This is a genomic window from Bradyrhizobium sp. LTSPM299 (genome assembly GCF_000938235.1).
Classification (GTDB): Bacteria; Pseudomonadota; Alphaproteobacteria; order Rhizobiales; family Xanthobacteraceae; genus Bradyrhizobium.
This window is the reverse complement of the sequence record NZ_JYMU01000052.1, coordinates 50,948-77,145: the sequence shown is the minus strand read 5'-3', so window position 1 is coordinate 77,145 and position 26,198 is coordinate 50,948. Positions and strand designations below refer to the sequence as shown.

At 63.6% G+C, this 26,198-nt stretch carries 26 protein-coding genes; 10 read left to right on the top strand and 16 right to left on the bottom strand.

Annotation, left to right across the window (positions count from 1 at the left end; translation table 11 throughout):
- Positions 1 to 55: 55 nt before the first annotated feature.
- The 5 genes from tcuB to UP10_RS27750 all read right to left on the bottom strand — a co-directional run bounded on the left by tcuB (position 56) and on the right by UP10_RS27750 (position 6,120).
- Complete coding sequence (gene tcuB / locus UP10_RS27770; RefSeq protein ID WP_044590406.1) at positions 56 to 1,171, bottom strand: tricarballylate utilization 4Fe-4S protein TcuB; 1,116 nt, start codon at positions 1,169 to 1,171, stop codon at positions 56 to 58.
- Positions 1,172 to 1,187: 16 nt separating this feature from the next.
- Complete coding sequence (locus UP10_RS27765) at positions 1,188 to 2,222, bottom strand: alpha/beta hydrolase (RefSeq protein ID WP_044590405.1); 1,035 nt, start codon at positions 2,220 to 2,222, stop codon at positions 1,188 to 1,190.
- Between the two features lie 31 nt (positions 2,223 to 2,253).
- Entirely contained in the window at positions 2,254 to 3,654 is a 1,401-nt protein-coding gene (tcuA, locus tag UP10_RS27760; protein WP_197086906.1) for an FAD-dependent tricarballylate dehydrogenase TcuA, read from the bottom strand.
- A 78-nt stretch (positions 3,655 to 3,732) separates the two neighbouring features.
- Positions 3,733 to 5,043: an MFS transporter gene (locus tag UP10_RS27755; protein ID WP_044590404.1), complete on the bottom strand. Its 1,311-nt coding sequence runs from the start codon at positions 5,041 to 5,043 to the stop codon at positions 3,733 to 3,735.
- 177 nt (positions 5,044 to 5,220) lie between these two features.
- On the bottom strand, positions 5,221 to 6,120 hold the full coding sequence (locus UP10_RS27750) for a transcriptional regulator GcvA (protein ID WP_044590403.1): 900 nt from the start codon (positions 6,118 to 6,120) through the stop codon (positions 5,221 to 5,223).
- A gap of 118 nt (positions 6,121 to 6,238) precedes the next feature.
- On the opposite strand from UP10_RS27750, the gene UP10_RS27745 reads away from it, so the two are divergent.
- Both UP10_RS27745 and UP10_RS27740 read left to right on the top strand, forming a co-directional pair.
- Positions 6,239 to 6,442, top strand: a complete 204-nt coding sequence (locus UP10_RS27745; protein ID WP_044542797.1) for a DUF1127 domain-containing protein — start codon at positions 6,239 to 6,241, stop codon at positions 6,440 to 6,442.
- Positions 6,443 to 6,511: 69 nt separating this feature from the next.
- Positions 6,512 to 7,132: a GNAT family N-acetyltransferase gene (locus UP10_RS27740; protein ID WP_044590402.1), complete on the top strand. Its 621-nt coding sequence runs from the start codon at positions 6,512 to 6,514 to the stop codon at positions 7,130 to 7,132.
- 51 nt (positions 7,133 to 7,183) lie between these two features.
- Here UP10_RS27740 and UP10_RS27735 read toward each other — a convergent pair whose 3' ends face one another.
- The gene (locus tag UP10_RS27735; protein WP_044590401.1) at positions 7,184 to 8,014 is read right to left on the bottom strand and encodes an oxidoreductase; all 831 of its coding nucleotides are present in this window, start codon (positions 8,012 to 8,014) and stop codon (positions 7,184 to 7,186) included.
- 120 nt (positions 8,015 to 8,134) lie between these two features.
- Here UP10_RS27735 and UP10_RS27730 point away from each other — a divergent pair, with 120 nt between their 5' ends.
- Complete coding sequence (locus UP10_RS27730; protein WP_044590400.1) at positions 8,135 to 9,025, top strand: LysR family transcriptional regulator; 891 nt, start codon at positions 8,135 to 8,137, stop codon at positions 9,023 to 9,025.
- A 211-nt stretch (positions 9,026 to 9,236) separates the two neighbouring features.
- On the opposite strand, the gene UP10_RS27725 is transcribed toward UP10_RS27730, so the two are convergent.
- Positions 9,237 to 10,067: an enoyl-CoA hydratase gene (locus UP10_RS27725; protein ID WP_044590399.1), complete on the bottom strand. Its 831-nt coding sequence runs from the start codon at positions 10,065 to 10,067 to the stop codon at positions 9,237 to 9,239.
- 137 nt (positions 10,068 to 10,204) lie between these two features.
- Entirely contained in the window at positions 10,205 to 10,906 is a 702-nt protein-coding gene (locus UP10_RS27720; protein ID WP_044590398.1) for an SDR family NAD(P)-dependent oxidoreductase, read from the bottom strand.
- Between the two features lie 71 nt (positions 10,907 to 10,977).
- Here UP10_RS27720 and UP10_RS27715 point away from each other — a divergent pair, with 71 nt between their 5' ends.
- The 3 genes from UP10_RS27715 to UP10_RS44605 are packed head-to-tail and all read left to right on the top strand — an operon-like array spanning position 10,978 to position 14,089.
- Entirely contained in the window at positions 10,978 to 12,759 is a 1,782-nt protein-coding gene (locus UP10_RS27715; RefSeq protein WP_044590397.1) for an acyl-CoA dehydrogenase family protein, read from the top strand.
- A 52-nt stretch (positions 12,760 to 12,811) separates the two neighbouring features.
- A complete protein-coding gene (locus UP10_RS27710; protein WP_044590396.1) occupies positions 12,812 to 13,900 on the top strand; it encodes a Zn-dependent alcohol dehydrogenase in 1,089 nt (362 codons plus the stop codon).
- A gap of 33 nt (positions 13,901 to 13,933) precedes the next feature.
- Entirely contained in the window at positions 13,934 to 14,089 is a 156-nt protein-coding gene (locus tag UP10_RS44605) for a hypothetical protein (RefSeq protein ID WP_156180292.1), read from the top strand.
- A gap of 305 nt (positions 14,090 to 14,394) precedes the next feature.
- On the opposite strand, the gene UP10_RS27705 is transcribed toward UP10_RS44605, so the two are convergent.
- The 4 genes from UP10_RS27705 to mbfA form a co-directional block, all read right to left on the bottom strand.
- A complete protein-coding gene (locus UP10_RS27705) occupies positions 14,395 to 15,867 on the bottom strand; it encodes an amidase (protein ID WP_044590465.1) in 1,473 nt (490 codons plus the stop codon).
- A gap of 84 nt (positions 15,868 to 15,951) precedes the next feature.
- On the bottom strand, positions 15,952 to 16,482 hold the full coding sequence (locus UP10_RS27700; protein ID WP_044590395.1) for a cytochrome b: 531 nt from the start codon (positions 16,480 to 16,482) through the stop codon (positions 15,952 to 15,954).
- 37 nt (positions 16,483 to 16,519) lie between these two features.
- Complete coding sequence (locus UP10_RS27695) at positions 16,520 to 17,386, bottom strand: hypothetical protein (protein WP_245321894.1); 867 nt, start codon at positions 17,384 to 17,386, stop codon at positions 16,520 to 16,522.
- Positions 17,387 to 17,404: 18 nt separating this feature from the next.
- Complete coding sequence (mbfA, locus tag UP10_RS27690; RefSeq protein WP_044590394.1) at positions 17,405 to 18,376, bottom strand: iron exporter MbfA; 972 nt, start codon at positions 18,374 to 18,376, stop codon at positions 17,405 to 17,407.
- Between the two features lie 165 nt (positions 18,377 to 18,541).
- On the opposite strand from mbfA, the gene UP10_RS27685 reads away from it, so the two are divergent.
- Complete coding sequence (locus tag UP10_RS27685) at positions 18,542 to 19,264, top strand: hypothetical protein (protein ID WP_044590393.1); 723 nt, start codon at positions 18,542 to 18,544, stop codon at positions 19,262 to 19,264.
- 80 nt (positions 19,265 to 19,344) lie between these two features.
- Here UP10_RS27685 and UP10_RS27680 read toward each other — a convergent pair whose 3' ends face one another.
- Together UP10_RS27680 and UP10_RS27675 are read right to left on the bottom strand one after the other, a co-directional pair.
- Positions 19,345 to 19,680 (bottom strand): hypothetical protein, encoded by a 336-nt coding sequence (locus UP10_RS27680; RefSeq protein WP_044590392.1) that lies wholly within the window; start codon positions 19,678 to 19,680, stop codon positions 19,345 to 19,347.
- Between the two features lie 94 nt (positions 19,681 to 19,774).
- Positions 19,775 to 20,923 carry an alpha/beta hydrolase gene (locus UP10_RS27675; RefSeq protein WP_044590391.1) on the bottom strand — a complete coding sequence of 383 codons (1,149 nt, stop codon included), beginning with the start codon at positions 20,921 to 20,923 and terminating at the stop codon, positions 19,775 to 19,777.
- Between the two features lie 138 nt (positions 20,924 to 21,061).
- Between UP10_RS27675 and UP10_RS27670 the strand changes: the two genes are divergently transcribed.
- On the top strand, positions 21,062 to 21,568 hold the full coding sequence (locus UP10_RS27670) for a hypothetical protein (protein ID WP_044590390.1): 507 nt from the start codon (positions 21,062 to 21,064) through the stop codon (positions 21,566 to 21,568).
- Positions 21,569 to 21,582: 14 nt separating this feature from the next.
- Here the strand turns inward: UP10_RS27670 and UP10_RS27665 are convergent, their stop codons facing one another.
- Both UP10_RS27665 and UP10_RS27660 read right to left on the bottom strand, forming a co-directional pair.
- Entirely contained in the window at positions 21,583 to 23,121 is a 1,539-nt protein-coding gene (locus UP10_RS27665) for an acyl-CoA synthetase (RefSeq protein ID WP_044590389.1), read from the bottom strand.
- 88 nt (positions 23,122 to 23,209) lie between these two features.
- Positions 23,210 to 24,382 (bottom strand): acetyl-CoA C-acetyltransferase, encoded by a 1,173-nt coding sequence (locus UP10_RS27660; RefSeq protein ID WP_044590388.1) that lies wholly within the window; start codon positions 24,380 to 24,382, stop codon positions 23,210 to 23,212.
- A 157-nt stretch (positions 24,383 to 24,539) separates the two neighbouring features.
- Between UP10_RS27660 and UP10_RS27655 the strand changes: the two genes are divergently transcribed.
- Together UP10_RS27655 and UP10_RS27650 are read left to right on the top strand one after the other, a co-directional pair.
- Positions 24,540 to 25,205 (top strand): TetR family transcriptional regulator, encoded by a 666-nt coding sequence (locus tag UP10_RS27655; protein WP_502692261.1) that lies wholly within the window; start codon positions 24,540 to 24,542, stop codon positions 25,203 to 25,205.
- A gap of 46 nt (positions 25,206 to 25,251) precedes the next feature.
- Positions 25,252 to 26,010 carry an SDR family NAD(P)-dependent oxidoreductase gene (locus UP10_RS27650; RefSeq protein ID WP_044590386.1) on the top strand — a complete coding sequence of 253 codons (759 nt, stop codon included), beginning with the start codon at positions 25,252 to 25,254 and terminating at the stop codon, positions 26,008 to 26,010.
- Positions 26,011 to 26,198: the final 188 nt, after the last annotated feature.

Below are 26,198 nucleotides of genomic sequence, written 5' to 3'. Positions count from 1 at the left end.
GCGGTCATTCCGGGGCGATGCGTAGCATCGAACCCGGAATGACGGCGGTTGAAGCCTACTCCGCCTTGCCATGTCCCATCATCTGCCGCTCGCGCGCGTAGCGCACCAGCGCGACGTAGCGGTAGATGCCGTGGACGAACTTGCCGTAGGGCATCGTGATGAACAGCGCGAACACCACGCCGAGATGCAACGCCAGCAGCGGGCCCATTGCGCCGGTGTCGCGCCAGAGCAGGAGCGCCAGACCGGTGATGCTGGTCAGGAACAGCATCACGATGAATGCGGTGTCCATGCCCATCTGCCGCTCATCGACCAGCACGCGGTCGCGCTTCCATTTCTCAGTGAGCAGGCCGATCGGGCCGATCACGAGGCCAATGCCGCCGAGCGTGCCCAATACGACGGGCAGGTCCCACCACGCATAGGGCGCCTCGCGCGCCAAGAGATAGTGATACAGCGTGCCGACGCAGGTCGCGGCGAAGCACAGCCCAAAACCGTAGAAGGTGAAGTGGTGATACAGCTTGCGGCGGTCGGTCGGCTGGTCGTCCTCGTTGAAGCAGCCGACGCCGCCGCCGTCGAGGTAGCGCAGCTCGCCGGCATCGCGCATCGCCTGCAGCAGCGATTTGGCGTCGGTCTTCATACCGACGGGCTCACCGATGTCGCGCCAGAACGCGCGGACGCCCATCGCCAGTGCGAGGATGGCGTAGAGCAGGGCCACGCCGAACAGCAGCGCCATCGCATTGTGCGGCATCAATTTATAGAATGCGCCAGGGCCGGTGTGGATGCCGTACAGCACGCCACGGTCATTGACTGCGGCAAAGCCGAAGATGAAGGCGGCGACGCTGAGCGCGGCGATCAGGCTGATGACGAGGCCGTTGCGCGCGAACGCTCCGGCGAAAGCGCGCGGCCAGGCATAGGCGGCGTAGGATTCGGCGCGCGCGACGGCAAGCGTCTTCGGCACGTTGACGTTGAATTCGTGCGGCGGCGAGAACTGGCAGTCGGTGTAGCAGGCGCCGCAGGAATGGCAGAGATTGGCGAGATAGTTGAGATCGCCGTCGGAGAAGGCGCGCCGCATCTCCATCGCGGGAAACACCGCGCACAGGCCCTCGCAATAGCGGCAGGAGTTGCAGACCGTCATCAAACGGTCGGCCTCCTGCAAAATCTTGGTCCCGTGCATTGTGTTGTATATCCCGTTAGTGCTTCGCCAGCCCTTTGCCTTCCAGCCAAGTCTGGATCAGGCCGGCGACCTCGGCGTTGTTCTTGTCCATCATCATCATGTGCGAATTGCCTGATATGCCTGCTTTCGGCAGGTCGACGACATCGACGCTGCCGCCGGCAGCCCTGATCGCGTCGGCGAACGCGCCGCCGGTGACGCGGATCTTCGGCCAGCGCGAGTCGCGCTCGATGTAGTCGCCATAGACCATCAGTGTCGGGATGTTCTTGAGTGCGTCGACCTTGGCGAGATCGCCGACGCCGGCCGGCTCGATCGCGATCAGCGCCTTCACCTTGTCGGGTCGCGCCTGGGCGACCTTGAAGCCGAAGGTGCCGGCCTGGCTGTGGAACAGGATGATGCAGGGGCCGACGCGGTCGATCTCGGCGATATAGGCCGCGACCGTCGCATCATCGGTCGTGGTCCAGCGCGGCACGTTCTGCTTGACGAAGTTCTCGTAGCCCTCGTTCGGGAACTGGCTGCCCGGCATCAGCTTGCGCTTGGCCGGATCGGGATCGTAGGAGCCGGGACCGTCGCCGATGCGAAACCGCTCGAACGGATTGGAGGTGGTGAGGAACACCGGCTCACCCTTGAAGATGTCAGGGTATTGCGCCCAGCCGGCGCGGCCGCGCTCGACTGCGTCCGAATTGTAGACGCTCCAGCCCTTGCGCAGGAAATAGTTCAGCCAGCCTTCACGGCCGTCAGGCGTCGTCTCGTAGGTCACACCGGTCAATCCGCCGCCATGCCACAGCAGCAACGGATAGGCGCCTTTTTCGTTCTGCGGCAGGAAGTACTGCACGTACATCTGCTCGACCTGATAGGTGCCGTTCGGATCGACCTTGGCCGGGACGCCGCCCGGCGTGAAGGTAACGTCCTTCACCGGTTTGCCTGAGATTTCGACGAGGCGCCCGCCGACATGGAACGAGCCCATGTCGCGCAGCGCAAGCGGCTCGGCGGCATGGGCTGCTGTTGAAACCATCAAAGCCGCGGCTGCGGCGGCAAGTGCAATCCGGGGCATGCTTCCCTCTCGTTGTTCTCAGTTCCGCGCATCAGTTCCGCGCATTCTTCGCCGCTTCCCGTCCGGCGACGCGGCCGAACACGCTGCCGATGGTCATGCCCATGCCGGCGGCATAGCCCTTGCCGAGCACGTTGCCGGCCATGATCTCGCCGGCGGCGAACATGTTGGCGGACGGCTTGCCGTCCGCCATCAGCATCCGCGACTGCTTGTTCACGCGGGTGCCGAGATAGGTGAAGGTGATGCCGGGCCGCACCGGATAGGCGAGGTAGGGCGGTGTCTCGATCTTGCGCGCCCAATGCGTCTTCGGCGGCGCGATGCCTTCGGTGCGGCAATCGTCGAGGATGGTGTGATCGAAGGTGCCCGGCTGCACCGCGGCGTTGAATTCGGTGATGGTTTTTTCCAGCGCGCCCGGATCGAGCTCGAGCTTGCCGGCGAGCTGGGCGATGGTTGCGCCCGCGATCGGCGGAAACAGCGTCGGCATGAAGCTGGTCACGACGGTGGAGTCGAAGATGATGTAGGCGATCTGGTCGGGTTGCGCCGCGACCAGCCGGCCCCAGATTGCGTAGCGCTTCGGCCAGATGTCCTCGCCCTCGTCATAGAAGCGCTCGGCATGCTTGTTGACGACGATGCCGAACACGACAGAGTCATGACGGGTGATGATGCCGCCATCGAATTTCGGCGCACGGGCGTCGATTGCCACCGCGTGGCATTGCGTCGGATCGCCGATCTGCTGCACGCCCCTGGCCAGCAGCATCTTCAGGATCGCGCCGCGGTTATAGGGTGTGCCGCGGATCAGGAAATTGTCGGCGGCCTCGCCCCAATATTCCTTCAGCCATTCGATATTGGCCTCGAAGCCGCCGGCGGCCGCGACCAGCGTGGAAGCGCGCACCTCGGTCTTGCCGTTGACTGGCTGCTTCAGCTGAGCCGAGAGGAACATGCCGGCCTCGATCTTGAGATCGATCACCTCGGCATCATAGAGGACGTCGACACCGAGCTCCTCGGCCGTGCGATAGAGCGCATTCAGCATCGCGCGGCCGCCGCCGAGGAAGAACGAGTTGGTGCGGCCGAGGCTCAACGTGCCCCCGAGCGACGGTTGCCAGCGCACGCCCTGTTCGACGATCCAGTTCAGGATGTCCTTGGACTCGCGGATCATGAAGCGGGCCAGTTCCTCGTCGGTCTGGCCGCCGGTCACCAGCAGCAAATCCTTCCAGAACTCCTCCTCGGTGTAGGGGCCTGTGAGGATCTCGGTCGCCTCGTCATGGGCGCAGCGCATGTTGCGCGTGTGGCGGGTGTTGCCGCCGCGGTAGAACTTTGGCGCGCCTTCCAGCACCAGCACGGAGGCGCCCGCACGCCTTGCGCTGATCGCGGCACAAAGCGCGGCGTTGCCGCCGCCGATCACCAGCACGTCGAACCTGCGCGTCAAATCGACCATGCGCTCTTGTTATCGTTGTTGGCATGGAAAGCAAAGCAGGAGCCGGCCAGGCGCATACCCGGCCGGCAATTTCGGGACTTACGCGGCGACGGCTTCGCGCGTCTCGATGGTGCGGCCGCCGCGATAGATCATGAGGGCACCAGCCATGCTGCAGGCTGCGGCGCACATCAGCCAGAGCCCGGGGGAGGCCTTGTTGCCGGTTAATGCGACCAGTCCCGTCGCAGCGAAGGGCGTGAACGTGCCAAACAGTCCGGCGGCCAGAGCAAATGCCAACGAGAAGCAGGTCGTCCGTACATGACTGGGCACGATCTCGACTAGCGCGCCCAGCATCGTCCCGCTGTACACGCCGAAGTACATCGAGAACATCATCCCGACGACAATCAGTTTGCCGAAAGTCGGATCCGCCGTAAGCCATGCCAAGGCAGGATAGGCTGTGACCAAGGAGAGCGCGGTAATGGCCAACAGTACCGGCTTGCGGCCGATGCGGTCAGACAGAGCGCCACCGATCGGGTTCCAGATGAAGTTGGTGACCGCGACCATCATGGTGACTTGCAGGGCCTCCTTCTTCGGAAGCAGCAGCACCTTTTCAACGAACGAGGGCGTATAGACGGTGACGAAATAAAACGTCACGGTGGTCATGACCGCCAGCATCATTCCAAGAAGCACGATGCGCCAGTTCGCGAGCGCTGACGCAAACACCTCGTTTGCGGTGGGATGCTTCTTCATCGCCAGGAACTCCGGGGTTTCCTCCAATGTCCGGCGCAGGATGAAAATAACAGGAATGATCAGGCAGCCGATGAAGAACGGAATGCGCCAGCCCCACGCCATGATCTCTGTGTCGGGCATCACGGCACTGAGTGTGAGACCAAGCAGTGAAGCGACGAAGATGGCGACCTGCTGGCTAGAGGACTGGAACGAGGTGTAGAAACCCCTGTTGCCAGGGGTTGCAATCTCCGCGAGATAGACCGAGACGCCGCCCAGTTCGACTCCAGCGGAGAATCCCTGCACCAATCGGCCAATCAGAACCAGAATTGGGGCCGCAACACCGATACTGGCGTAGCTCGGGCAAATCGTGATGATGACGGTGCCCAACGCCATGATCGCCAGCGTTACGATCAGGCCCTTGCGACGGCCGATCCGGTCGATATAGGCGCCGAGCACAATCGCACCGACCGGGCGCATCAGCGCGCCGAGCCAGAACACGCCGAAGGTGTTGAGCAGTGCTGCGGTCTCGTTCTGCGAGGGGAAGAATGCCTTGGCGATGTACGGGGCATAGAAGCCGAACAGGAAGAAGTCGAATTGCTCGAGGAAATTGCCGCTGGTCGCGCGCAGGATGGCGCCGAGGCGCGATTTGATTTGCGGTACTTGCGATGAACTCGACTGCGGCATAACGCCCTCTCCTCCCCGTGGTATAAGGGCTGGCGAAAAGAACCACGCCAGCCAAGGCAGTTAGCCTGCCTTATGCGGCAATTTGGCACGCCTGTTCGGTGCGACCAACCCGAAAACGCGCCGGAGGCCATGGGAAAATAGCCGTAGACAAAATGGCTTGACGCAGCGTGCGCTGCATCAAGACGACGCGTGCGCCGATGCAGTGACCCAGTTCCGGAATACCGCCAGCTTCGGCGAATCCGCGCGCCCCTGTGGCGAGACGAGATAGAAGCCGGCATCCGCCGGCAACGCGATCTTGAAAGGCACCACGAGGCGGCCCTTGGTGATGTCGTCCTGCACATAGGAGGTTCGGCCCATCGCGACGCCCATCCCGTCGATCGCCGCCTGGATCGTCACGAACACCAGGTCGAAGGTAGCGCCCGGCTGCTTGGAAATGTCGGTGGGCAGGCCGGCCGCGGTCAGCCACAGGCGCCAGTCGTCGCTGTTGGTGTTGGATGTGTGCAGCAGCACATGATCCCGGAGGTCTTCGGGGCAATTCAGCGGCTTGCTTCCCTGCATCAGTGACGGGCTGCAGACCGGGAACAATTCATCCGCTGTGAGCCAGTCGGCTCGCAGGCCGCTCCATTGGCCACGGCCATAGCGGATCGCGGCGTCGACCTTGTCGCGCTGGAAGTCGACCAGGCTGGTCGAGCTGGTGATGCGGACATCGATACCGGGATGCGCTTCCTGGAAGGCCGCGAGCCGCGGCAGCAGCCATTTGGCAGCGAACGATGCCAGGGTGGAGACGGTCAACACGTGATCGTCGTCCTTGCGCAGCAGGCGATCCGTTGCCATCCGCAGGTCGTTGAAGGCGGCACGGACGCCCGGGAGGTATTCGGCGGCCTCCGGCGTCAGGCTGAGCGAGCGGTTCTGGCGGACGAACAGACGCACGCCGAGTTCCTCCTCCAGCCGCCGGATCTGATGGCTGATCGCGGTCTGCGTGACGTTCAATTCGGACGCCGCGACCGTGAAACTCATGTGCCGTGCGGCGGCCTCGAACGCGCGCAGGCCGTTCAGCGAAGGCAGGCGGCTGGTCATCGTCTCGCTGCTCCCAAATACATGACGTTATATCATGCGAAGCGGTACAAAGTGTCGTTTGTGAAGAGGCCTGCTGGCGCCGATATTACGGTCAACAGGTTACCGATAGGAGCCGCAAATGTCCATTTTTACCCATGAATCGATGACAAATCATCATGCCTCAGGCGTTTTGAATCAAGTCGGCGAGACCCTGCATGTCTGGTGGGATCGTTACGAGCGCCGCCGCGAGCTGGCGCACTGGTCGGATCGCGACCTGCACGACATCGGCATGTCACGCAGCGACATCGTATTCGAGATCGACAAACCGTTCTGGCGGGCCTGAACGGCCGCTATCGCCGGCGCCGCCTCCATAGAGGGGCGCCGGCCAACTTTCCACCCCGAGGAGCGTGTCATGACTGCGCCGCGTCTCGATGATCTCAAGCAATATTCCGATGTGCTGCGGGCGAAGAACGGCAGCGAGATCAAGGTGCGTTTCGTCGAGCCGCGCGACCGTGAGGAGCTGCAGAACTACATCCGTTCGCTCTCGACGGGGTCCCGCTACAACCGTTTCCTGGGGGCCATGAGGGAGCTGCCGAAGCTGGAGCTCGAACGTTTCATCCACATCGGCGAGGCCGACCGGTTCACGGTGGTCGCGACGATGGTGGTCGATGGCTTTGAAACCATCGTCGGCGAAGCCCGCTACGCCTTCCATGCCGATACGTCGAGGGTCGAATTTGGCCTGTCGATCGACGACCGGTGGCAGGGGCACGGCATCGGCAAGGCGCTGCTGAAGAACCTCGAATGCCGCGCGGCGTCCTTTGGAGCAGAGCGCATTTTCGGCGACACGCTTCGATCCAACGCATCGATGATCGGCCTCGCCCGCAAGACCGGTTACGCCTTCATCGCCAGCCCCGGCGATTGGAAGCTGGTGCGCTTCGAGAAAGAGATCCACGTCGAACCGCAAGACATTCCCTGTGCCAGCTGGCGGCTCGCCGCCTCCCGCATGGCCGCGATGTCCTCGCTTGCAGTTTGACGAGACTAGGCCCGGTTCTGGCCCCTCCAGAACCGGGCCACTTTTCTTTTCTCACTCCGTAAAATCCGTCGACGTCGCTACCGTCCGCCATTCCGCAAGCTCCTTCGCGACGAACGCGTTCTTCGCCTCGATCCGCTCGACCGTGTCGCTGCCGAGCGGCAGCCGCAGCGGCGGGTTTGCGGCATTCGCCAGCTGAACGAACGCGCCGGCGAGCTTGCGCGGGTCGCCGCGCTGGCCGTGGTTGAAGTCGGTGGCAACTGCGCGGGTCTTGCCGACGCTGGCATGATAATCCTCGATCTGCTGCGCAGTGCGCGACAGCGAGCTCTCATCGAGGAAGTCGGTGCGGAAGAAGCCGGGCTCGACCACCGTCACCTTGATGCCGAGCGGCGCCACTTCGCCGGCCAGTGCCTCGCTGATGCCTTCGACGGCGAACTTGGTGGCGCCGTAGACGCCCCAGCCGGGATAGCCGGTGTAGCCGCCGACGGACGAGATGTTGATGATGTGGCCCGAGCGCTGCCGGCGCATGTGCGGCAGCACCGCGCGCGTGACGCCGAGCAGGCCGAACACATTGGTTTCGAACAGCCGCTGGGTCTCGGCCGCGCAGGCCTCCTCGATCGCGCCGAGCAGGCCGTAGCCGGCATTGTTGACCAGGATATCGATGCGGCCGAACGTCTTGACCGCTTCGCCGGCCGCGGCATGGGCCTCGGCCTCGCTGGTGACGTCGAGCCGCGTGGCCAACAACCGCTTATGCTGGCCGAGCCGCGCGGTGACGGTCTTGGGGTCTCGGGCTGTGGCAACCACCTTATCGCCCGCCTTGAGTGCCGCTTCGGCGATCAGGGCGCCAAAGCCCCGGGAAGCTCCTGTGATGAACCAGACGCGCATGGTGTTGCCCTTTCCCGAGTGGCCGGCGGCGTTGCCGAACCTGATGGCAAACGGATAGCGCCTCGCTATAGATGAGATAATCCGCTATATTTTCGTCAAGCTACTGAGAAATTCTCACCAATGCGGATCGACCCGTCCGACCTTGCAACCTTTCTCGCCATCGCCCGCCACCGGAGCTTTCGCGCGGCGGCGACCGAGCTTGGCGTCTCCGCATCGGCTCTGTCGCATGCCTTGCGCAACATCGAGGAGCGGCTCGATCTCCGGCTGATCAACCGAACCACCCGCAGCGTCGCGCTGACGGAGGCCGGCCAAAGGCTGTTCGCGCGCATCAGCCCGGCGTTTCGCGACATCGACGATGCGCTGGAGGACCTCAATAACTTTCGCGGTAAGCCGGCGGGCACGCTGCGCTTCACCGCGGCGCGCCAGTCCGCGCAGCTCGTGCTGCTGCCTATTGTCACCCGGTTCCTGAAAGCCTTTCCCGACGTTAACGTGGAGGTCATGATCAACGATGCGCTGATCGACATGGTCGCGGCCGGCTTCGACGCGGGCGTGCGCTTCGGTGAGACCATCGCCGCCGACATGATCGCAGTCCCGATCGGTCCGCGGCATCGATTTGCCGTCGTGGGTTCGTCAGCATATTTTAAGACGCACAAGCCTCCGGCCACGCCGCATGAGCTGAAGGGCCTGGCCTGCATCCGCTACCGCTTCAGCAGCGGAGTGATCTATCGCTGGGAATTCGAGCGTGGCGGCATCGAGGTCGATATCGACGTCGCGGGACCGCTGACGTTGAATGACCAGGACCTCATGGTTGACGCAGCGCTCGACGGGGCAGGGCTGGCCTACGTGTTCGAGGCTCAGGTCGAAGCGCTGATCGCCAAGCGTAAGCTGGTGTGCGTGCTCGCCGATTGGTGCCCGGCCTATCCCGGATTCTTTCTCTATTACCCGAGCCGTCGGCAATTGCCGGCCGCACTGCGGGCATTCGTGGATTTTGCGCGCGCTTCACCCTTATAGCCCGGATGGAGCCACACTCTTTCTTCGCCTCTCCCCTTGTGGGAGAGGTCGGATTGCATCGAAGATGCAATCCGGGTGAGGGGTTTAGGTCTGTCGGCGAATTGAAGTCCCTTGAGGGACCTGTACCCCTCACCCGCATCGCATTCCGCTTCGCTGCATGCGCTGCGGCCTCTCCCACAAGGGGAGAGGTGACTTCAAAGGCGCTGCGCGCTCAATTTCCTCGAAACACCGGTTTCCGCTTCTCGATGAAAGCCTGCACCGCTTCCTTGTGATCGGCCGTCGTGGTCAGGCGGATCAGCCGCTCGGCTTCGTGGTCACGCGCGGTGCCGAAGTCGAACAGCAGTGCCTCGTCCAGATTGTCCTTCATGTAGCGAAGCGCCAAGGTCGGGCCTTCGGCCATCGATTTGGCAAGTGCAAAAGCTTGCTCCTGAAGCGTCTCGTCCGACACCACGCGGTTGACGAGGCCAATCTGCTCGCATCTGGCGGCGTCGACCTTCTCGGCGGTGAACATCAGCTCGCGGGCGCGCGCGGTGCCGACCAGGCGCGTCAGCAACCAGGCGATACCGTAATCGCCGCTCAACGCCACGCGCAGATAACCGGTCGAGACGAAGGCCGACTGCGCGGCGATGCGGATGTCGCAGGCCATCGCGAGCGCGAGCCCGGCACCGACCGCGGGGCCGGGCAGCGCGGCAATGGTCGGCTTGCGTACCGAGGTCAGCGCGCCGGTGAGCAGGCGCTGGCGCTCCTGCAAATCGGCAACCTTCTCCTCGTAGGACATGTCGAGCTTCTTCTGGTCGCGATTGGCGCCCATGCCCTTGACGTTGCCGCCGGCGCAGAACGCCGTGCCGGCGCCAGTGATAAGAAGCACGCCGACCTCGGGATTCTCGCCACAGGTCCGGATCATCGTGCGCAGCGCCGGCGTCAGCGTATCCGACATCGCGTTGCGCACTTCGGGGCGGTTCAGCGTGATGATGGCGACGCGGTCGCGGATCACGCAGAGCAGTTCGTCGGTGCCGGTGTCGATCTTGATGTCGGTGGTCATGGTGCTCCCTGTGTTTGTTGTCTTGCTCCGTCATTCCGGGGCGATGCGAAGCATCGAACCCGGAATCTCGAGATTCCCCGGTGCGCAATTGCGCACCTGTGGTCCACGCTACGCGTGTCCCGGAATGACGGCGACTACTAAAACTTCTCCACCCATGGCCGCAATTCGAGCTCCCAGCTCCAGGCGCTGCGCGGCTGCTGCAGCACGTTCCAGTAGCTCAGCGCGATCGCGTCGGGATCGAGCATCGAATCCGGCCGATCGGCAGGTTCGGTGCGGGCCTTGCTGCGGATGCCGCCGTCGATTACGAAATGCGCGACATGGATGCCTTGCGGCGACAATTCCCGCGCCATGCTCTGTGCCAGGCCGCGCAGCGCGAATTTGCCCATCGCGAACGGCGCCGATTGCGCATAGCCCTTCACGCTGGCGGAGGCTCCGGTGAACAGGATCGCGCCCTTCTTGTTGGGCAGCATGCGCTTGGCCGCTTCCTGCGCCACCAGGAAGCCGCCGAAGGCCGAGACCGCAATCGCCTGCTCGACCTCGGAGGTCACCAGCTCGACGAACGGCCCGCGCGAGCGGCCGCTCGCGTTGTAGACCACGACATCGGGCGTCCCGATCTCGCGTTCCACGAGGCCGAACAGCCGTTCCACATCCTCGGCCTTGGTGGCATCGCAGGCATAGGCGCGTGCGCCGGTTTCGGTGCAGAGCGCGCCGAGTTTCTCGATGCTGCGGGCGCCCAGCGCCACGCGAATTCCCTCCCGCGAAAATATCCGCGTCAGCGAGGCGCTGATGCCCTCGCCGGCGCCGACGATCAGGGCGATCTTGTATTTCGGGATGTCCATCGGGCTTTCCTTTGCAGTGCCGGAGGAGGATAGTCTCGTCTAAACAGATGAGGAACGAAGCTGGGAATTCAATGCAGCCGCTCAAGCAAGATTCTACACCGTCATCCGCCGCCCGGCCGGGCCTCTTGGCGCCCGACACCACGGGAATGAACTTCTACCGGGCCGATCCGGCGCTCACAGACCTTTTGAAGCTGCATTTGCCTGAGGCGCTGTTTCGCCATATCGAGCCGCATCTCGACCGGCTCGGGGGCCTCGCCGGCGGCGCTCTCGACGACTACGCGCGGCTTGCCGACAAGCATACGCCGGTGCTGCACCCGCGCGACAGATTCGGCCGCGACGTGCAGCATATCGAATACCACCCGGCCTATCGCGAGATCGAGAAGGTCGCGTTCGGCGAGTTCGGCATTCACGCGCTGTCGATCCGCAAGGGCATCATGGGTTGGCCGGACAAATATCCTGTGGTGGCAAAACATGCCTTCACATTTTTGTTCAACCAGACCGAATTCGGCATGGGCTGCCCGATCAACGTCACCGACGGCTGCGCCAAACTACTCGCGAATTTCGGCAGCGAAGCGTTGAAGGCAAAATATCTCGACGGCCTGACCCAGACCGACATGAGCGAGCTGACCCAGGGCGGCCAGTTCATGACGGAGAAGGAGGGCGGCTCCGACGTCGGCACCTTGACGACCACGGCCGTGCAGGAGGGCGACCACTGGCGGCTCCATGGCGAGAAATGGTTCTGCTCTAATGCCGACGCCAAGGTGGTGATGCTGCTGGCGCGCCCCGAGGGCGCGGGGCCAGGCACGCGCGGCGTCGGCCTGTTCCTGATGCCGCGGTTCCTCGATGACGGCACGCAGAACCACTACCGGATCGTTCGTCTGAAGGACAAGCTCGGCACTCGCTCGATGGCCTCGGGCGAGATCAAGCTCGATGGCGCGATCGCCTATGCGGTCGGCAAGCTCGACCGTGGCTTCGTGCAGATGGCCGAGATGGTGAACTCCTCGCGGCTCAGTAACGGCGTCAAGTCGACCGCGCTGATGCGCCGCGCCTGGCACGACGCCATCACGGTGGCGAAGGGTCGCGTGGTTTTCGGCCAGCGCATCATCGATCTGCCATTGGCGCGGCGGCAGCTCATGAAGATCATGCTGCCGACCGAGCAGGCGCTGTCGATGAGTTTTTTGACGGCCGACGCACTCGATCGCGCCGAGGCCGGCAGCCAGGATGCCGCGGCGCTGCTGCGGATCCTGACGCCGACCCTGAAATTCCGTGCCACCCGCGATGCCCGAAAGGTCTGCGGCGATGCGATGGAGATGCGGGGCGGCATCGGCTACATCGAGGAATTCGTCACGCCGCGGCTGCTGCGCGACGCGCATCTCGGCTCGATCTGGGAAGGCACCGGCAACATCGTCGCGATCGATGCGCTGAAACGTGCGGTTGGCCGCCATGGCGCGGACATCGCGCTCGCGGCTGATCTGCATGCGCGGCTCGATGACAGCGCCAATGTGCCGCAGGCCTGGCGCAACCGCCTGCGCGATCTCAGCGACCGTGCGATCGCATTTGCGCGCGAGGTCGCAAGCCGCACGGACAATGAGGGCGATGCGCGCCGCGCCACCAGCCTCCTCTATCATGTCGCAAGCGCAGTCGCGCTGGCATGGGAAGGCGGGCGCATCCATGAGATGCGCGGCGATGCGCGCCGGCTGTTGCTGTCACGGATGGTGATCGACCATCGCGTGATGCCGGGCGATCCGTTCCGGCTGACGGAAAATACCGTCCAGCGCACGATGACGGAGCATCTGCTCGGCGATCGCGCCGTCGACATGGCTGAGGTTGGCGAATTGCTATCAGCAGCGTAGGCTGCTGACCGAGCACGTACTCAAAAATCAAAAAACACCAAGGGAGATCCCGATGAAGGCCGCCGTCCTGCATGAAGTCAACAAGCCGCTGGTGATCGAAGATGTCAGCGTGCCCAATCCGGGGCCACGCGAGGTCCTGATCCGCACTGCGGTCGCGGGTCTCTGCCATTCCGACCTGCACTTCATGGAGGGGCTCTATCCGCACCCGCTGCCGGCTGTGCTCGGCCATGAATCGGCCGGCGTGGTCGAGAAGGTCGGCTCCGACGTCAACTATGTGAAGCCCGGCGACCACGTCGTCACGTGTCTCTCGGTGTTCTGCGGCACCTGCGACAATTGCACCACCGGGCGCACCGTGCTGTGCACCGATACCACGGTGAAGATGTTGCCCGGCGCTTCCAACCGGCTGTCCTGGAATCGGTCGGAGAAGCTCCACCAGTTCCTCAACCTCTCGTCGTTCGCCGAACAGATGCTGGTGCACGAGAACGCCATCGTGAAGATCAAGAAGGAGATGCCGCTCGATCTCGCCGCGCTGATCGGCTGCGGCGTCATCACCGGCTATGGTGCCGTGGTGAACACGGCGAAAGTGACCGCCGGCGAAACCGTGGCCGTGATCGGCTGCGGCGGCGTCGGCATGGCCGCGATCAACGGCGCGCAGATCGCCGGCGCCGGCCGCATCATCGCGATCGACACCAATCCAGCCAAGCTGCAGCTCGCCACGAAACTCGGCGCCACCGACATCGTCGATCCCGCGCGCGGTGATGTCGTCCAGCAGGTGCGCGAGCTCACCGGCGGCGGCGTGCAGCATTCCTTCGAGGTGCTCGGCCGCAAGGAAACCGCCGAGCAGGCGTTCGGCATGCTCGCACCCGGCGGCACCGCGACCATCGTCGGCATGATCCCGTTCGGCCAGAAGATCGAACTGCACGGTTTCGACTTCCTGCGCGAGAAGCGCATTCAGGGCTCGTCGATGGGTTCGAATCATTTCCGCGTCGACATGCCCCGCCTCATCGACTTCTACATGCGCGGCAAGCTGCACCTGGAGGACTGGATCTCGGCCAAGCTGAAGCTGTCGGAGATCAACGAGGGTTTTGCCAACATGAAGGCCGGCAAGACGCTGCGCAGCGTGATCATGTTCGATAGCTAGGCTACGTCGTCCCGGCGCCAGCACGACCGCCACATGATCGTGGGCGGCCTCATAGTCGGCTTTGGTAAGGTCTGCGGCGCCGTCCCCGCCGCCTTCCCGCTTCGCGTCGACATCGCTGCGCAGACTCTTTTCGATGTCTTGCAGCTGCTGGAGCACGAAGTCACGGTTGAGAACCTGCGCGATCATTGACCCCGCTTCGGCCGTCAGCCTCTCCTATCAATTGCAACCTTTCGCGCCGCTGTCGCTGAAAGATTGAAAATAAAATAAACTACAACCTGATGCTAGCCGAATGACGCAGTGCGTGCAAATAGGGCGGCGGCACAACCTCAGTGCGTGCCGTGGCCAGTTCCAGGCCGGCGGCCGAGTTTCTCATGGGAGGACGGGTCCGGCGGCCATTTGGCGCCGTGTCGCTGTCGGCCTGCCCGGCCTGAGGCCGGGCAGGGGAGCCTTTCATCGGCTCTAAAGGACGTTACGACGGTCGATCAACACCAATCTCAATCATCAAACATCTTCGGCGGCACGAACCCGCCGAATTCGCGCTCGATCAGCTCGGCGAGCTTCAGCGGCGTGCGGTCTTCCAGCCAGGGACCGACGATCTGCACGCCGACCGGCAATCCGTCCGGCGCAAAGCCCGTCGGGATCGCGGTTGCGGGCAGGCCGGGCAAGGTCGCGATGCCGGGCCAGACGAGCTGGTCGGTGTAGACGTGCGGTTCGCCATCGATCAGGATCCGCCGCTGCTCCTGGTCGGGTGACTGGTCCTGCGGATAGGCCGGGGTCGGCATGATTGGGCAGATCACCGCGTCGAACGATTTGAACAGCTCGCGCCATTGCGCGCGGAGCCGGGCGCGGCCGCCATCGGCGATCACCCAGTCACGATGGCTGAGCGCGATGCCGCGCAGCCGCTCGGCGTGCAGGCTGGTGTCGCTGGCCGGCAGTGCCGCCGCCGCCGCGCATGCGCCGGCATAGACCTCCGGCGGGAAGGTCGCGCCGAGGAACGATAGCAGCAGCCGCATATAGAGCCGCGAAGACACCGCAAAATCCGGCAGCAACGGGCTCGCGCGCGACACCTTGGCGCCGGCCTTGTCGAGATTGCTGGCGAGCTTGTCGATGGTGCCGCGGACTGCCTTGTCGGTCGGCAGCACCGGATCGGTGTCGATGACGAGGACCCTGAAATCCTTCAAGCTCGTGTGGCGCGCCGCCGGCAGCTCGAGCTTGTAGGCCTTGCCGGCTTCCAGCGGATCGGGGCCAGCCATCACGTCGAGCAGCAGCGAGAGATCGGCGGCGCCGCGGGCCATCGGGCCGATCACCGCGAGATCGCGGTCGAGCGGCAATGGCGGCAATGGCGGCGGCGTGTGGCCGCGCGACGGCAACAGCGCGAAGGTCGGCTTGTGAGCGTAGACGCCGCAATGAAACGCCGGCACGCGCAGCGAACCGCCGATGTCGGAGCCGAGCGACAGCGCGCCAAAACCCGCCGCGAGTGCTGCCGACGATCCGCCGGAGGAGCCGCCCGGGGTGCGGCCGAGATCGTAGGGATTATTGGTGGTGCCGTAGACGTCGTTATAGCTCTGCCAGTCGGCGAGGTTGAGCGGCACGTTGGCCTTGCCGAGGATGATGCCGCCCGCGTCCTTGACCCGCGCGATCGAGAGCGCGTCCTCTGCCGGCGTGAAATCCCTTTGGGACGGATTGCCCCAGGTCGTCGGCAGCCCCGCGACATTGAAGGATTCCTTCACGGTCATCGGGATGCCGAGCAGCGGCTTGTGCTCGCCGCGCGCGATCGCGGCATCAGCGGCGCGTGCAGCAGTCAGGCCGCGCTCGAAATCGCGCACGCAAACCGCGTTGATCTTGCTGTCGTGACGTTCGATGCGGCCGATCACGTCCTCGGCCAGTTCGACCGCCGAGACCTGCTTTGCCTTCAGCGCCGCCGACAGTTCGACGGCGGTCTTGAAACTCCATTGTGATTTGGCCACGGCTTGCTCCATTGTTTGGGCTTGATCATGCTCAGAATGGAGCGGGCGGGCAAGGCTGGCTTGATCGCGATTGCGTGGGCGACCCTATTTCGGAAGCATGCGCTGCATGACGTGGTCGCGGTAGATGAAAAGGTGGGCCAGCGCCACGGCAACGTGAAGGCAAATCAGCACCAGGAGCGACCATTCCGCAGCCTGGTGCAGGCCGTCGATCGCCTTGCCCGCCGCTGCGTTGTCCGAGGCCAGCATCGGAAGCGGCATCATGTAGAAGAATGACACCGCCCAGCCACGGAACGACGCGAACACCCAGCCGCTCACGGTCGTCGCCAGCACGAGGACATAGAGCATCCAGTGCACGGCTTCCGAGCTGAGGCGCTGCCATGGCGGAAGCGAGCTCTCCGACGCAACCGGATGCGTCAGCCGCCAGATCAACCGCACCACGATGAGAACAAGGATGACGATGCCGAACGAGATGTGGAACGTCATCGCTGCACCGGGCGCCTGGCCGGGGTGAATATCCGGCATCAGCCAGCCGATCGGGTATTGCACCGCCAGCAGGGCGACGATCACCCAATGCAGCAGCTTTGCGGTAGCGCCGTAGTGCAACTGACCGGGCATGGACTCTCGGGCCGATTTTGAGGGTTTTCGCGCTAGTCTAGTAAGGCGTGCTTCGTGCCGACAGATGCGCCATCGGGTTGACGGCGCCGTTCGCGCTGGCGCGCTCCGTGCTCTCCTTGCTGCCCGGCACCGGAAATGCATAGCCGATGATCGTCTTGACGACCAGCCGGTCGGACGCCGGCGTCAGGCCGTAGCCGACGCCGAAATTGACGTCGAATTCGCCGAGCTTGAAATCGGTCACCGCGAACAGCGTGTGCTGCTGCTGCGCGAGCGGGCTGAAGTCGCCGATCTTGCCGAAGTCGGCGTAATATTCGAGGCCGACGAACAGATTGTCCTTCAGCCTGCGCGCCACGCGCACGGCTGGTGCGAAATCCGCTTCGCCATATTTGCCGAAGCCGACGTCGACGATCGGGTTGACGATGAATTCATAGTCCGCATTACGCACGCCGATGATCGGCCGGATCTCGAGACCCCAGCGGGTCTGCGCGAATTTCGGCATCTCGTAGCTGAGCTCGAAATTGATGCCGTAGAACAGATTGCGCTTGTCGGCGTTCGGCGAGACGAACAGCGTGCGCAGCTTGAATGCGTCAGACAGGAACTGGTTGTCCTGCACGGCAAACGGCAGATAGAGCCCGAGCTCCCACCAATCGGTCATGCCATAGGCAAATTCCGGCGTGCCGTTGAGGCTGTGGTTGGAGGGAAAGCCGCCGGGAAACGGCGGATCCTTCTGCCCGATGCCGACGTAGTTGAGGTGCTGCTGGATGGTGAACTGGCCAGGTTCGGCAATGCTGGCATTGTAGACCTGGATCTCATCGGTGGCCTTCGCGCCACCGCTGCGTCCGAGCGTAGCCAGCACGATCAATGCTGCACCGGTCAGGTATCGATGTTGGCGGTGGCTTCGCATCTCGGTGCTCGATCCGCTCTATGCTGCGCCGATCAAGATCCCGACGGCGAGCACGATCGCGCCGCCGAGCACGATCTGGAACACCGCCTGCAGGAACGGCGTGTCCATGTAGCGCGAGCGGATGAAGGCGATCGCCCACAATTCGAAGAACACGACGATCCCGGCGATTGCGGTCGCGATCCAGAAGGCGTTGGCCCACGCATCGGGCACCAGATAGGGAATGGTGTGGCCCAATCCGCCGAGCGTCGTCATCAGTCCGCAGGTCACACCGCGCAGCCAGGGCGAGCCGCGGCCGGTCAGCGAGCCGTCGTCGGACAGCGCTTCGGCGAAGCCCATGCTGATGCCGGCGCCGATCGATGCGGCGAGGCCGACCAGGAAGGTCTGCCAGTTGTGATGTGTGGCGAAGGCGGCCGCGAACAGTGGCGCCAATGTCGAGACCGAGCCGTCCATCAATCCGGCGAGCCCCGGCTGGACATATTGCAGCACGAACATTCGCCGGCGCGTGCGGTCTTCCTCGGCGCGCACATCCGGCTTGAGGATGTCGCCGGTCAATCGGACCGCGAGCTTCTCGTGGCCCTTCTCTTCCTCGGCGAGATCGCCGAGCAGCCGGCGCACGCCGACATCCTCGGCCTTCTCGGCCGCCTTGACGTAGAAGCGCTCGGCCTCCAGCTCCATGGTCTCGACTTCCTTGCGGATGGTGTCGAGCGGCAGGTTTTTGGTCAGCCAGACCGGGCGGCGGCGCAGAAAACCTCTGACGTCCTCGCGCCGGATTGGCGGAAGATGCGCGCCGAAGCGCTGTTCGTAGGTTTCGAGCAGCCGATGGCGATGGCCGCGCTCCTCCTCGGCCATTTCCTCGAAGATCTTTGCGGTATCCGGATAGCGTTCGGACAAATCCTCCGCGAAGCTCATATAGATGCGGCTGTCTTCCTCCTCGGAGGCGATCGCGACGGCCAGCACCTCGCGCTCGGTCAGGTCAGCGAAATTCTTCACGGCGGCGCCTTCTTTACCCAGTTTAGAATTAGAATAATTCTAATATGCTTGGGTGGTGGCCCGGTCAACTGGATATGCCGCAGCCTTTCCGAACGTGATCGGCGATGGAACCGGGCTGGCCTCCCGCTCGTTCGAGTTCCTGTGGCTCACGCCTGGGGGATTTCCATGGACACAATTAAATACCGCCTGAACGACCCACGACTGGCGCCGCGGCGGACGAAACTCGAGATTCCAGGCTGGGCCGGCGACCGCGCGCCGCGCGTCGACGGCTCGCGGGAGCAGGTTTGGCATTGCGTGCCGTTCTCGGAAGGCGCGCAGTACGGGATCGAGCTGTTCTATCCCTATGATTTCGAGCTGCACGTCACCACGAAAGACGGAAAGTTGCAGCTCGATGGCGATTGGGGCGAGCCGCCGGACGGCGGGGTGCAGTGGCCGCCATTCCGGAATTTCGGCGACACGTTCTACACCTACCAGATCCTGCTGGATCTCAAGGTCGAGCGCGGCATGGCGATCCGCACCGAGCCGCATCCGCGCTTCTACACCGATCGCACCGACACGGTGCCGATCGCGGTTCCGGCGCTGGTGCGCAACTGGTGGCCGATGCTGTTCTTCACGGTGTTCAAGGCGCCGGCGGAAGGCCGCACCCATATCTTCCGGCCGAACGAACCGTTCGCTCAGATCATCGTGATTCCGGAGGAGGCGAATTTTCAGCTCGAGCGGATGGGGGAGGAGGAGGCTGCCGAACGCGAATTGCAGGCGCGGCGGATCTACAGCAACCGGTCCAAACTGGCCGCCGGAACTGAGTGGACGTCGTCGACCGACACCGTGTTCGACGGCACCTACCGCCATCTGCACCGCGCCGCAAAGGAGAAGGCGCGCCAGGACTGAGCCCGCGACCGCATCATTGCCGGCAAAGCAACGGGGCCCAAGAGGGCCCCGTTGTCGAACCGTGAGCGCGTGGCCGGCGTTCAGTACATGTTGTGATGATGATGGTGGTGATGATGGTGGCGCCGATAGCGCGGCACCACGACGACGCGGGGCACATAGCGGCGTTGGTAGGCGTGATGGTGGTGGTGATGATGGTGATGATGGTATTGTGCAAGCTGCACATTCTCGCGGGTCATGGTCGGCGGCGGGGCCTCGTCCAGGGCCTGCAACTTTGCCGAGGCGTCCGAGATCGGCTGCAGCAGTTCGGCGTAGGAATTCGCCTGCAGAACATCGGTTGGCGCCGGCGCAGCTTGCGCGGCGCTGAACGCCCCGAGCGATGCCACCGCCCCCAGCAATCCGGCAATCTTCTTTTCCATGGTCACTCCTCCTTGATCAGCTCGCCGGACGAAGGACCGGCTGACCGCAACGCAAGGTCGTGCCGAAGGTTCCCGAAACCGCCAGGGTCGGAACCTATTGTGCCGTGCGCGTAAGGAACTGAAGCAGCAGGCGGCTGACTTGCTCCGGCTGCTCCTGCTGTATCCAGTGGCCGGCGCCGTCGACCAGATGGCAGCCGATCATGTTGGTGCAGGCCTTGGTCTGCATCGCCTCGAAGACGCCGGGCCGCTGATAGGTGCCCCAGTCCTGCTTGCCCGAGATGAAGGCGGAGGGCTGGTCGATGGTCCGGCCGCTCCAGGTCTGCATCTCCGGCACGAACGCGCCCGAGGTGCCGCAGCGATACCATTGCAGCCCGCCCTGGAATCCGGTGCGTTGGTACTCTGCGCTGTAATAGGCGAGATCGCGATCCGGCAGCCATGTATTGGCGGCGATCGCCTCGCGCGACGGCATCTCCTCGGCAACGGTTGCCGCCATGTCTTTCGCAAAGTCCATGACGTAGTAGGTCGGCAGCTTTGCCAGCTCTCCCGCCGACCATGATTGCAGCGGATACGGCTTGTTGTCCGTCCAGTCGGCGCTCTTGTGGTGGTAGTAGCCGCGCAGGAAATCGTGCACGCCCTGCGGCGCGTGATGCATGTCGCCATTGGCCTCGCGCGTCGAATAGTACCATTGATAATGCTTGCGCGGCCGCGGCAGCGCCGCCAGTTCGCGATGAACGGGATCCTCGGTCACGGGCTTTGCCGGCGCATTCGCAATGTTGAACGGCAGCGATGGCGGTCCCGCGAACGGCGCGCTCATCATCACGACCGCACGGAACATTTCGGGCCGGATCAACGCGCACCACGTCGCGACCGACGAGCCGGCATCATGCCCGATCACCGCATCGACGTGCTTGTAGCCGAACGCCGCCACCAGCCCGAGCGCGTCGCGGACCATGTTCGGCAGCCGGAACGGCGCGAGATCGCAGTCGTAATCGGCGCTCCATCCGGTGGTGCGGCCATAGCCGCGCTGGTCCGGTGCGATCACGTGATAGCCCGCCGCGGCCAACGCCGGCATCACCTTGCGCCAGGAGAATGCCAGCTCGGGAAACCCGTGCAGCAGCAACACGCAGGGCCGGCCAGGCGTTTCGAAGCCCGCCTCCAGCACATGCATGCGCAGGCCGTTGATACCGTCGACATAGCGCGAGCGGATGGTGGCGGGGAGCGGGACGTCGGGGAGGGCTTCCATCGTGCAAGTTACCTGAATCCAAGTTACCTAAATCAAGGTCGCCGCAGATGCCGCGCACTTGACTGTACGCAGGCGGCCGCCGGATGCTACCTATGCTTGATCGAACGATAGCAACATTGTTCAAAGGATGCATGTCGCATGCGTCGCGCAGGAATCGCAAAGCTGCCGGGCTGGGTTTCCTGCCTTGGTGCGACGATCGTGGCCGGAAGCCTGCTGTTGTCTTCGGTCGTCCGTGCGGCTGACATCAAGGACCTAACTGACAAGCTGCCGCGCGCCTATATCGGCGAGTTCCAGTGGGACGGCGACAAGACGGTACAAAACCTCGTCATCACCTTCGACTCGGTGCGTGCCTTGAACGAGCAAAATGCCGAAGCGCTCGGCTGCGGTTCATATGAGGCCGGCCGCAAGGTGACCAAGATAAGAGTTCGGATGTTCGTCAGATTGTCCGACCTGCAGATCGAGATCTTTGAGCGGTCGCCTGAAGGTAGCGGTTCGTTCGAGACCGATGGCAGTCATCGCGGAAAGCTGTCGGACGACCTGCAGCGGATCGATGCGCAATGGACCACCACGGCCTCCGGGCAGCGCGGGCAATTGCATCTGCGCGCCACGTCATCCGCCGCCTGCGAGCCAGCAGCTTCGCTGTAGGTCCGCAGGTCAGATTACGCCTTCGCCTTCGGCCAATAGCGATCGCGCAGATGCCGCTTCACCAGCTTGCCCGTGGGCGTCCTTGGCAACTCAGCTTCGAAATCGACGCTCTTCGGGCATTTGATCGGCGACAAATGCTTGCGGCAAAATAAAATCAGCTCGGCCTCGAGCTCCTTGCCAGCCTTGGCCATGTCGTGCGGCTGCACCACGGCCTTGACCTCTTCGCCCATCTCCTCGTTCGGTACGCCGAACACCGCGACGTCGGCGACGGAGGGGTGCGTGATCAGCACGTCCTCGGTTTCCTGCGGATAGATGTTCACGCCGCCGGAGATGATCATGTAGCTCTTGCGGTCGGTGAGGTAGAGGAAGCCTTCGTCGTCGAGATAGCCGACGTCGCCGAGCGTGGACCAGCCCCTGGCATTGTAGGCCTTCTTCGTTTTCTCGGGATCGTTGTGATACGCGAAGACAGGCGCGTCGGCGAAATAGACCTGGCCGATCTGGCCGGTCGGTGCTTCCTGGTCGTTCTCGTCCAGAATCTTGACCTTGCCGACCACGGCGCGACCGACGGTGCCGCGATGCGTCAGCCATTGCTGCGAGGTCGAGACGGTAACGCCGTTGCCTTCGGAGCCGGCATAATACTCGATCAGGATCGGCCCCCACCAGTCGATCATCTTCGCTTTCACATCGACCGGGCAGGGCGCCGCGGCGTGGATCGCGCCCTTCAGCGAGGAGACGTCGTAGCGGGTGCGGATATCATCCGGCAGTTTCAGCATCCGCACGAACATGGTCGGCACCAGCTGCGACTGGGTGATCTTGTGCTTCTCGACTTGCTTCAAAAACTCCTCGGCGTCGAAGGATTCCATTATGACAGAGGTGCCGCCGAGCGTGATCGCCATCATGTTGAAGCGCAAGGGAGCTGCATGATAGAGCGGCGCCGGTGACAGATAGATGCTGTCGGAATTCATACCGCACATGTCGGCGCAGAGGATGCGCAGGAACGGATTCGGCACATCGATCCGGTTGCCTTCGAAATCCTTCTTGATGCCCTTGGGCCGGCCGGTGGTCCCCGACGAATAGAGCATGTCGTAGCCCGCGATTTCATCCGTAACAGGCGTCACCGGCTGCGCGGCAGCCTCCTTGTCGTAGGAGCGGAAGCCGGGTGCAGGCTCGTCCATCATGTAGAACAGCGGTTCGCCCGGCTCGCCCTTGACGACCCCCTTCACCTGGTCGGCGCATTTCGGAGTGGTGATGAAAACCTTCGCGCCGCAATCCCTGATGATGTAGGCGATCTCGTCCTGCGTCAGGTAGCGGCTGATCGCGGTGTAATAGAGCCCGGAACGTTGCGCCGCCCAGCAGATCTCCATGAAGGCCAGGCGGTTTTCCATCAACAGCGCGATGTGATCACCGGGCTTGAGCCCGAGCGAACGGAACAGATGTGCGCCCCGGTTGGAGAACTCGTTGAGTTCACGATAGGTGATCGCCTTGGAGGTCGCGGCCATCTGGTAGGCGATCTTGTCGGGTGTATTGCGGGCGTGAATGGACGGGTGGGTCACGGACGTTCCTCGGGTGTTTCCTCGATACGAAAATGGCGAGCAGGAAGCGCACTCCCTGCTCGCCAGTCGCCGATTGCTTCTTTTCTTTTTAGAGTCGTTCGATGATCGTCACGTTCGCCATGCCGCCGCCTTCGCACATGGTCTGCAGGCCGTAGCGCTTGTTGCGCTGCTTGAGGGCGTGCAGCAGCGTCGTCATCAGCTTGGTGCCGCTGCCGCCGAGCGGATGGCCGAGCGCGATGGCGCCGCCATTGACGTTCAGGCGCGCCGGATCGGCGCCGGTGGTTTTCAGCCACGCTGTCGGCACCGAGGCGAAGGCCTCGTTGACCTCGAACAGGTCGATGTCATCGACGCTCATGCCGGCTTTCTGCAGCGCGCGCTGGGTCGCCGGCAGCGGCGCTTCCAGCATGATCACGGGATCGCCGCCCATCATGGTCAAATGGTGGATGCGCGCCATCGGCTTGACGCCGAGCGCCTTCAGGCCCTTTTCGTTGACGACCATCACGCCGGAAGCGCCGTCGCAGATCTGACTGGCGCTGGCCGCGGAGAGCTTGCCGTTCTCGGCGATCAGCTTGACGCCCTTGATGCCGTCGAGGCTGACATCGAAGCGGATGCCTTCATCGATGTGGTGGGTGTCGGTCGAGCCGTCGGCGCGGGTGATCGTCAGCGGCACGATCTCATCCTTGAAGGCACCGGCTTGGGTTGCCGCGATCGCACGCTGATGGCTGTTGTAGGAATATTCATCGAGCTCATCCTTCGACAGACCGTACTTCTCCGCCATCATTTCCGCGCCGGTGAACTGGCTGAACATGATGTTCGGATATTTCGCCTCGATCCCCGGGCTCTTGTAGTGGCCAAAGCCGTTCTTGGCGGGGAGCTGCGAGGCAAGGCCCATCGGCACGCGCGTCATCGATTCGACGCCGGCAGCGATCACGCAGTCCATCGTGCCGCTCATCACCGCCTGTGCCGCGAAGTGCAGCGCCTGTTGCGAGGAGCCGCACTGGCGGTCGATCGAGGTCGCGGGCACGCTCTCCGGCAGTTTCGAGGCCATCACTGCGTTGCGTGCGATGTTGTTGGACTGCTCGCCGGCCTGCATCACGCAGCCCATGATCACGTCTTCGACCTGCGCAGGGTCGGCGCCGGAGCGTTCGACCAGCGCATCGAGCACGGTCGCTGCCAGATCGGCCGGATGCCAGCCGGCAAGACGCCCTCCCTTGCGGCCGCCCGCGGTGCGAGCGGCGGCGACGATATATGCCTCGGCCATGTCTGATCTCCCTGATGTTCTGGATTGAATGCTTTTGAAGTTGGGCCGGATTTAAGGGACGGCTCCACGTTTAGTCAATCAATCAATTAACTCTTGAGTGCAGCCCCGCCATGGGCTTATGTGCGGCCTCGATTTCCCGGCAAAGGCCAGAGCGCAGTTGAATACCAGCGTACCGACGAGACTTCCGGCCGGCAAAAATGCCACCGCCGAAAAGCTATTGGTCGCAGCCAGCGAGCTGATGATCGAGCGCGCCTCGATCGAGGTCTCGCTGTCCGACATCGCGCAGAAGTCCGGCGTCAACGCCGCCCTGGTGAAATATCATTTCGGCAACAAGGACGGGCTGTTGCTGGCGCTGCTGGCGCGCGATGCCGCGACAGAAATGTCCCAGCTCGATTATCTGCTGGTGCAGCCGATCACGCCCACCGCAAAACTGCGGCTGCATATCGGCGGCATCATCCGCGCCTATCGTCAGTTCCCCTATATGAACCGGCTGATCCACTATCTGCTGCATGAGAGCACACCTGACGCCGCCGACGAGGTGTCGAAATTCTTCGTCGCGCCGCTCCTGGAGTTTCATGGCCGCCTGCTCGCCGAGGGCGTCAAGGCTGGTGAGTTTCGCAATGTCGATCCGGTGCTGTTCTACACCAGCCTGATCGGCGCCTGCGATCATTTGTTCTTCGCCCGCCACGCGATGTCGCGCGCGGTCGGCGTCGGTCCGGTCACCGACGAAGTCTGCCGCGATTACATCAAGCATATGGAAGCGCTGATTTTTGGCGGCATGCTCAATCCGAAGAATGAAACGGCGGCCGCCGCGGCCGAATAAGAAGTTCGAAGTCTAGAGAAGAAACGCCCAAGGAAAGGCTATCAAAATGCAGTTGAAAGACGTTGCCGTTCTCATCACCGGCGGTGGCTCCGGCCTCGGCGCCGCGACCGCCCGCGCTATGGCCGCCAAGGGCGCCAAGATCGGCGTCATCGACCAGAACAAGGAAAACGCCGAAAAGGTCGCCGCCGAGGTGAAGGGCGTTGCCCTGCATGCCGACGTCACCTCTGAGGAGCAGATCAAGGCGGCGATCGCCAAGGCCGAGGCTGCGCATGGCATTGCGCGCGTGCTGATGAACTGCGCCGGCATCGGCGGCTCGCAGCGCGTCGTCGGCAAGGACGGCGTCTATCCGCTGGAAAAATTCGTCCGCATCATCAACGTCAATCTGATCGGCACCTTCAACGTGCTGCGCCTGTTCGCCGAACGTCTGGCGACCGAGGCTCCGATCGGCGAAGAGCGCGGCGTCGCGATCAATACGGCGTCGGTTGCGGCCTATGAAGGCCAGATCGGCCAGATCGCCTATGCCGCCTCCAAGGGCGGTGTTGTCGGCCTCACGCTGCCGGCCGCGCGCGACCTCGCCAGCCTGAAGATCCGCGTCAACACCATCGCGCCCGGCCTGTTCCTGACGCCGCTGCTGATGGGCCTCAACGAGGAAGCCCGCAAGAGCCTCGGTGCCCAGGTGCCGCATCCGGCCCGCCTCGGCGATGCCTCGGAATACGGCAACCTCGCAGTTCACATCGTCGAGAACCCGATGCTCAACGGCGAAACCATCCGCCTCGACGGCGCCATCCGTATGGCGCCGCGGTAGCGACAGGCTGCGCTGCACTTGCCTTCTCCCCTTGTGGGAGAAGGTGGCGCGGACGTAGTCCGCGACGGATGAGGGGTTCTCTCCGCGGAGACAGACCCCTCACCGAAGCGAATGCAGGGCCGACAGCGCACATGCCCTCTCCCACAAGGGGAGAGGGCGCAACGACAAGCATCGCATTCGCTGAACGG